This window comes from Mycobacterium arosiense ATCC BAA-1401 = DSM 45069 (assembly GCF_002086125.1).
GTDB classification, from domain to species: Bacteria; Actinomycetota; Actinomycetes; order Mycobacteriales; family Mycobacteriaceae; genus Mycobacterium; species Mycobacterium arosiense.
Genome location: NZ_MVHG01000143.1, coordinates 1 through 6,597, shown reverse-complemented (window position 1 = coordinate 6,597; position 6,597 = coordinate 1). Strand labels below are relative to the sequence as shown.

The 6,597-nt window shown below is 68.1% G+C and carries 7 protein-coding genes; 3 read left to right on the top strand and 4 right to left on the bottom strand.

From position 1 onward, the window contains the following. Window positions 1-315: 315 nt before the first annotated feature. The 3 genes from BST14_RS27205 (at window position 316) to mscL (ending at window position 1,931) form a co-directional block, all read left to right on the top strand. Entirely contained in the window at window positions 316-660 is a 345-nt protein-coding gene (locus tag BST14_RS27205) for an FmdB family zinc ribbon protein (protein WP_083067390.1), read from the top strand. Between the two features lie 64 nt (window positions 661-724). Then, window positions 725-1,405 carry an SAF domain-containing protein gene (locus tag BST14_RS27200; RefSeq protein ID WP_083067389.1) on the top strand — a complete coding sequence of 227 codons (681 nt, stop codon included), beginning with the start codon at window positions 725-727 and terminating at the stop codon, window positions 1,403-1,405. Window positions 1,406-1,472: 67 nt separating this feature from the next. Beyond that, window positions 1,473-1,931: a large-conductance mechanosensitive channel protein MscL gene (gene mscL / locus BST14_RS27195; protein ID WP_083067388.1), complete on the top strand. Its 459-nt coding sequence runs from the start codon at window positions 1,473-1,475 to the stop codon at window positions 1,929-1,931. Window positions 1,932-1,969: 38 nt separating this feature from the next. Here mscL and BST14_RS27190 read toward each other — a convergent pair whose 3' ends face one another. From BST14_RS27190 to mprA, 4 genes are all read right to left on the bottom strand, one after another. Continuing rightward, entirely contained in the window at window positions 1,970-2,467 is a 498-nt protein-coding gene (locus tag BST14_RS27190) for a MogA/MoaB family molybdenum cofactor biosynthesis protein (protein WP_044487196.1), read from the bottom strand. 59 nt (window positions 2,468-2,526) lie between these two features. Continuing rightward, entirely contained in the window at window positions 2,527-4,044 is a 1,518-nt protein-coding gene (locus BST14_RS27185) for a S1C family serine protease (protein WP_083067387.1), read from the bottom strand. Window positions 4,045-4,117: 73 nt separating this feature from the next. After that, window positions 4,118-5,686, bottom strand: a complete 1,569-nt coding sequence (locus BST14_RS27175) for a HAMP domain-containing sensor histidine kinase (RefSeq protein WP_083067386.1) — start codon at window positions 5,684-5,686, stop codon at window positions 4,118-4,120. A gap of 16 nt (window positions 5,687-5,702) precedes the next feature. Further along, window positions 5,703-6,389, bottom strand: coding sequence for a two-component system response regulator MprA (mprA, locus tag BST14_RS27170; RefSeq protein WP_067930060.1), 687 nt, complete (start codon window positions 6,387-6,389; stop codon window positions 5,703-5,705). Window positions 6,390-6,597: the final 208 nt, after the last annotated feature.

Genomic DNA, 6,597 nt, shown 5'->3' with positions numbered 1-6,597 from the left:
ACCACACTCTGCCGCTGGCGGCCAGCCACCAGCATCACGACTCGCCACCGGCGTCACCAACGTGGTGACCTCCTACAGCTAGCCCATGGATCCACGCCGAGCTCAATCCCCAGGGTCGACGCATGAGCATTTAGGCCACATTTGTCCCATTTCGTGTCACTTTTGCCATTGAGGTGACAACAAAGATGGGACTGGGCCAGGGAAAATGGAATCTTGTCGCCCGCTGACATATCGGGAATGAGACATGTCACGTGGCGGTTCTAGCACTTGAGACGCTAGAGTGCTAACCAGGTTTGCAATCATCCGGAGGTTTTCGTGCCGACTTACAGCTATCAGTGCACCGAGTGCGACGATCGCTTCGATATCGTGCAAGCCTTCACCGAGGACGCGCTGACCACCTGCAAGCGGTGCTCGGGGCGGCTGCGCAAGCGCTTCAACTCCGTCGGCGTGGTGTTCAAGGGCAGCGGCTTCTACCGCACCGACAGCCGCGAGTCCGGAAAGAAGTCGGGTTCGACCAACGGCTCCTCGTCGAGTGACTCCGGATCGAGCACCTCGAACTCCAGCGAAAAGTCCGGCTCCGGCTCCAGCGAGAAGTCCGGCTCCGGCTCCAGCGAGAAGTCGAGCAGCGCGGCCGCTTCCACCGCCGCCGCGACCAGCTGAGGGTTATCCACACCGGCAGTGCCGGCGAGCGGCCCGAGCACCGGGTTGCGCCTACCGTTGCGGCGTGGGCGAATCATCGCTGAATCCAAGCCTATTGAGCAGGCTGTCGCTCTGGCTGCGCCCGGACTGGACTCGTACCGTGCTGGCACGCCGCGTCGCCGCGGGCGGTCTCGTCGTGCTGGCCGGAATCGCCGCGCTGCGCTCGAACCCCGCCGGTGACTACGCGCAGGTGGTGGTGGCCGGCCACGACCTGCGGCCCGGCGCCGCCTTGTCTTCCGCCGATCTTCGGCTCGAAAAGCGTTTGGCCGCAACGGTTCCCGATGGGGCGCGAGCCGACATGGATGCCGTGGTGGGTTCGACGCCGGCCGGTCCGGTCCGCCGCGGCGAGGTGCTCACCGACGTCCGTTTGCTGGGCAGCCGGCTGGCGGAGGCCGCGATCGAGCCCAAGGCGGGGCCCGACGCCCGCATCGTGCCGCTGCATCTGGCGGACGGCGCCCTGATCGACCTGGTGCGGGTCGGCGACGTGGTCGACGTGCTCGCGGCGCCGGCCAGCGGCTCGCCGGACGATTCGCACGCGGCCCCGAAGGTGGTGGCCACTGACGCCGTGGTGGTGCTGGTATCGGCCAAAGAAAAGAGTCCGGCCGCCGGTAGTGACCGCGTAGTGTTAGTTGCGCTGCCGGCTCGTGTGGCGAACACGGTGGCAGGGTCGGCGCTAAGCCAGATCGTCACGCTCACCCTGCACTGAGTGCCTGGCCGTTGTTGGTCTGCCAGCCGACGGCAAACGCTGTCCAGTCCCAGAAAGGCCATCCCCAATGCTCAAAGGGTTCAAGGAGTTTCTCTCGCGGGGCAACATCATCGACCTGTCCACCGCGGTCGTCATCGGTACTGCTTTCACCGCCCTGGTCACGGCTTTCACCAACGCCGTCATCAAGCCGTTGATCAACCGGATCGGCGTCAACCAGAAGTCCAATCTCGGCATCCTGCGCATCGGCATCGGCGGCGGCCAGACCATCGACCTGAACGACGTCCTGTCGGCCGCCATCAACTTCGTGATCATCGCCGCGGTGGTGTACTTCCTGGTCGTTTTGCCCTACACGACGCTTCGCAAGCGGGGTGAGGTCGAGCCGGCCGATGACGCGCAGGTCGTCCTGCTCAAGGAGATTCGCGACCTACTCGCGCAAACCAACGGCGACTCGCCGGGCAGGCACGGGAGTGTGGCGACCACGCCCCCACCGGAGCACGGACCCCGCGCGGAAGCCGAATCGAAATAAGCCACGAGGTTGCGCGCTACGACCGCAACCGGCGTGGGTTAAATCTCCAGGCTCGACAGCTGCCCGATGATCTGGGCCGCCAACGGATTCAGCGTGGCCATCCCGTCGCGCACCGCATAGCGGGAGCCGGCCAGGTTGACCACCAACGTGCTGCCGGACACGCCGGCCAGACCGCGGGACAAGCCGGCGTCGATGATGCCCGCCGACAGCCCCGAGCCGCGGATGGCCTCGGCAATGCCCAGGATTTCGCGATCCAGGATCTCGCGAGTGGCCTCCGGGGTGACGTCGCGCGGGGTGACGCCGGTCCCGCCCACCGAGACCACCAGGTCCACCCCGCCGATCACCGCGGTGTTCAGCGCGTTTCGGATCTCGATTTCGTCGGCGGCGACAGCGACCACACCGTCGACGACGAATCCCGCCTCCGTCAGCAGCTCGGTCACCAACGGACCGCTATGGTCCTCGTCCCCGTGCGCGGTGCGATCGTCGACCACCACAACCAGAGCCCGGCCAACTACCAATTCCGCACCCGTTTCCATGGGAGCAACCGTATATCCGAGCTCAGACAATCCCGTCGGCGAGGGTTCGTCCACTCTCACTACTGATCCGCCTTCCCGAGGGTGACCGGCACGGTGCGGCTGCCGCCACCGGCGGCATCCTGGAATGTCAGCGATATCTTGTCGCCCGGCGCTTTGGATCGCACGGCCGCGACCAGGGCGTCGGCGCTGTTGATCGGCCGGTCGTCGACCTTTGTGACGACGACGTTCTTGGGGACGCCGGCCGATGCGGCCGCGCCGCCCGCGACGACGTCGACGACCTTGGCGCCGGGGGTGCCCTTGTCGTTCATCACCTGCACGCCGAGCGAGGCGTGCGACGCCTTGCCGGTGGCGATCAGTTCGTCGGCGATGCGCTTGGCCTGATCGACCGGGATCGCGAAGCCCAGGCCGATCGAACCGCTCTGGGCGTCCGGCGAATCGGCACCGAGCGTGGCGATGGCCGAGTTGACCCCCACCAGTTGGCCGTTCATGTTGACCAGGGCGCCACCGGAGTTACCGGGGTTGATCGCGGCGTCGGTCTGGATCGCGTCCAGCACGGTGTTCTGGTTGCCCGACTCGCCGGTGGTGGACACCGGCCGGTTCAGCGCGCTGACGATGCCGGTGGTCACGGTGCCCGACAGACCCAGCGGCGAGCCGATCGCCACGACCGGCTGGCCGACGCGCAGGTCCGACGAGGAGCCCAGCGAGATGGGCGTGAGCCCGGACATGCCCTGCACACGAATGACGGCGATATCGCTGGTGGGGTCGGCGCCGACCACCGTGAACGGTGCGGTGCGACCGTCAGAGAAGGTCACCGTGGTCTTCGCCGTCGGCCCGCCGGCACCGCCGTCGCCCGGTCCGCCAGGAAGGCCCGGAGGCACCGGGGCCCCGGGCGAAGCCCCAGGCGGGCCGCCGGGACCCTTGGCCGGTCCCGCCGCGGCGGCGATCACGTGGTTGTTGGTCAGGATGAGCCCGTCGGTGGACAGGACGATGCCGGAGCCCTCCTCGGACTGTCGCCCGATGTCCGTCTCGAGCATCACCACGCTGGGCACCACCTTGGAGGCGACCCCCTCGACGCTGCCCGGCGGCATGTTCGCGGCAGGGACGCTGGGCGCCGCCCCGATCGCCCGGCCGCCGCCGTTGCCCGTCGGGTGGGTGCCGAGCTCGACGGCCGTCGCCGCGGCACCACCGATACCGGCCGACACCACCGCGATCGCCAGCGCACCGACCACCAACAGGCCTGTGCGAGAACGCTTCTGGGGTTCCGGCTGGCCGGACATTCCGGGCGGCATGCCGGGAACCGGGCCGGTGCCCGTCGGTATCGGGCCTACCCCGGTTCCCCCGGAGATCCGGCCCGGCCCGGTGGTGCTGAAGGGCTCGTAGGGCGGGCGGAACTGCGTGGTCGGCGACGACGAGGGCTGCGACCGATAGCGCCAGTCGTACTGCTGGTTGTACGGCTGCTGTTGTCCGGGGGCGTAGCCGGAGGACCCCGCATGGCTCGGGACGGGCGCAGGCTGATTCGGCGCGGGCGGGTAGCCCGGCTGCTGCGGCGGTGGCGAATACCTCGGGTCATTCGTCATGTCGCTAAGTCGCTCTTCCTCTATCTGAAGTGTTTCGGCAAGTCGACGGCTGGGTTCAACAGTAGCCGCAGACCTACCTTGCCCGCGCGGACTGAGAGTCCACTGAGATAACGTTCGCCGATTCCCGAGAGTTCGCCTCGTCGCCGGGCGCCGCCTTGGGGTGGTCGGCCGTGGCGTCTACCTGATCGGTGCGCGTTTCGCCGGCGGCGGTCGAGTAGCTCGAGGCGGGCATCGGCCGGCCGGGCAGCAGCACATAGAAGGAGGTACCCGGGGGCCGGCCTCCCGGCACGGTGTCCTCGACGCGCAGCATTCCGGCGTGGTTGAGCACGACCTTCTTGACGATCGCCAGCCCGAGCCCGGAGCCCGGCATGGCCCGCGCCGTCGTCGACCGGTAGAACCGTTCGAACACCAGCCGGCGCTCCTGCGGTGGAATGCCAGGGCCTTGATCGGCGATCACCAGCTCCGCGTGCGACGGGTCGAGCTGGCGCATCGTGACTCCGACGTGGCCACCGGGCGGACTCCACTTGGCGGCGTTGTCCAGCAGGTTCAGCACCGCGCGCGACAGCCCGGCCGCGTCGCCGTACATCTGCCAGGGTGTGACGTCGACGTTGAAATGAATGTCGTTGCGCCGCCGCCTGACTCGCTCCAGGCTCCGATCGATCACCTCGGTCATGTCGACGGGCTCGTGCACCACCTGCCCGGCGTCGTCGCGGGTGAGGTCCACCAAATCGCCTACCAGCGTTGACAATTCCTCGATCTGCGCGACGACATCGGCCCGCAGGTCCACCATCTCCTGCTCGGGTAGGCGCGGCGCCCCCGGTTCCATCGAAGCCATCAACAGCTCGACGTTGGTGCGCAACGAGGTCAGCGGGGTGCGCAGTTCGTGGCCGGCGTCGGTGACCAGCCGGGCCTGCCGCTCCCGGGACTCGGCGAGCGCGCGCAGCATCAGGTTGAACGACTCGGTCAGCCTGGCCAATTCGTCGCTGCCGAACACGGGGATGGGTCTCAGGTCATCGGTGCGCGCCACCCGCTCGGCCGCCTCGGTCAGCCGCGCCACCGGGCGCAGCCCGGCCCTGGTGACCATGCCGCCCGCCACCGCGGCGACCGCCACACCGACACCGCCGACGATCAGCAGCACCCAGCGCAGCCGGTTCATCACCGCTTCGGTGGGCTTGAGGCTCTTGGAGATCAGCAGCGACGTGCCGTTCTGCAGGTGCACGGCGAGGATTCGTTGGTCGCCGGCGGTGCGCCGCGACATGAACAAGTCACCGTGGATCACCGCCTTCTCCGGCGCGCCGACCGGCAGGGTCTGACCCGGCTGCTGGGCGGTATAGATCGCGTGACCCGGGTTCACCAGCATCGCGTTGACGTCAGAATAGGCGGTGCCTTCGATGGCTTTGCCCGGGTCGGCGGCCAGTGATCCGCTGGCGATCAACAACTGGGCGCGGCTTTGCAGTTGGTTATCGATGTCGCTGTACAGCGCGGCGGAAATCACGGCGTAGACAGCGAAGGCCATCAGGACCACGACCATGGCGACCATCGACATCGCCAGCAGCATCACCCGCCACCGCAGCGACAACGAGGGCGTCGCGCGCAACGGCGGGCGCAGCGGCGGACGTTGAGGCCGGGGGAACCGGATCATCGGTGGACCCGCATCGTCATGGCGGTGTCTCCCGAAGGACATACCCGACCCCGCGCACCGTGTGGATCAACCGCGGCTCACCATCGGCTTCGGTCTTGCGCCGCAGATAGCCCACGTAGACCTCCAACGCGTTGCCCGAGGTGGGAAAGTCGAATCCCCACACCTCTTCAAGGATGCGGCTGCGGGTGAGCACGCGGCGCGGATTGGCGATCAGCATCTCCAGCAACGCGAATTCGGTCCGGGTCAGGCTGATCCGGCGCTGGCCGCGAGTGACCTCGCGGGTCACCGGGTCCAGCGTCAGGTCGGAGAACGTCATCGCCACCGACTCGGCATCGTCCTCCGGCTTGGTGCGGCGCAGCAGCGCGCGCATCCTGGCCAGCAGTTCCTCCAAGGCGAAGGGCTTCGGCAGATAGTCATCGGCGCCCGCGTCGAGCCCGGCGACCCGCTCGGATACCGAATCGCGCGCGGTGAGCACCAGGATCGGCAGATCGTCGCCGGTGCTGCGGAGCTGGCGACACACCTCGAGCCCGTCCAGACGCGGCATCATCACATCCAGGACGAGCGCATCGGGGCGGTCGCTGGCGATCAGTTCGAGGGCCTCGACCCCGTCATGGGCCAGCTCAACGGAGTAGCCGTTGAAGGACAATGAGCGACGCAGCGACTCGCGCACCGCGCGATCGTCGTCGACGACCAGTATTCGCACAGCCCTAGTTTCGTCCCACCGCCTGAGACAGACCTGAGAGGCGCGCCGCCAGGCAGCGGCGGTCGCAAGCGCGGCGAAGCCTGGCGCCGGGGGCACCTCCCGCTTGCGGGGGACGGGCCGCCGCCATCGGGCTAGGGGGTGTCTCCCATATGGCGACGGGGTTTGAGGTGATGCTGTCGGTGTGACGACGGCTTCGCGGTATCGGTTG

Bases quoted from the DNA above. Each gene is read 5' to 3' on its own strand.
- BST14_RS27185 (WP_083067387.1), bottom strand. From the start codon at position 4,044: ATGACGAATGACCCGAGGTATTCGCCACCGCCGCAGCAGCCGGGCTAC.
- BST14_RS27175 (WP_083067386.1), bottom strand. From the start codon at position 5,686: ATGATCCGGTTCCCCCGGCCTCAACGTCCGCCGCTGCGCCCGCCGTTG.
- BST14_RS27190 (WP_044487196.1), bottom strand. From the start codon at position 2,467: ATGGAAACGGGTGCGGAATTGGTAGTTGGCCGGGCTCTGGTTGTGGTG.
- mscL (WP_083067388.1), top strand. From the start codon at position 1,473: ATGCTCAAAGGGTTCAAGGAGTTTCTCTCGCGGGGCAACATCATCGAC.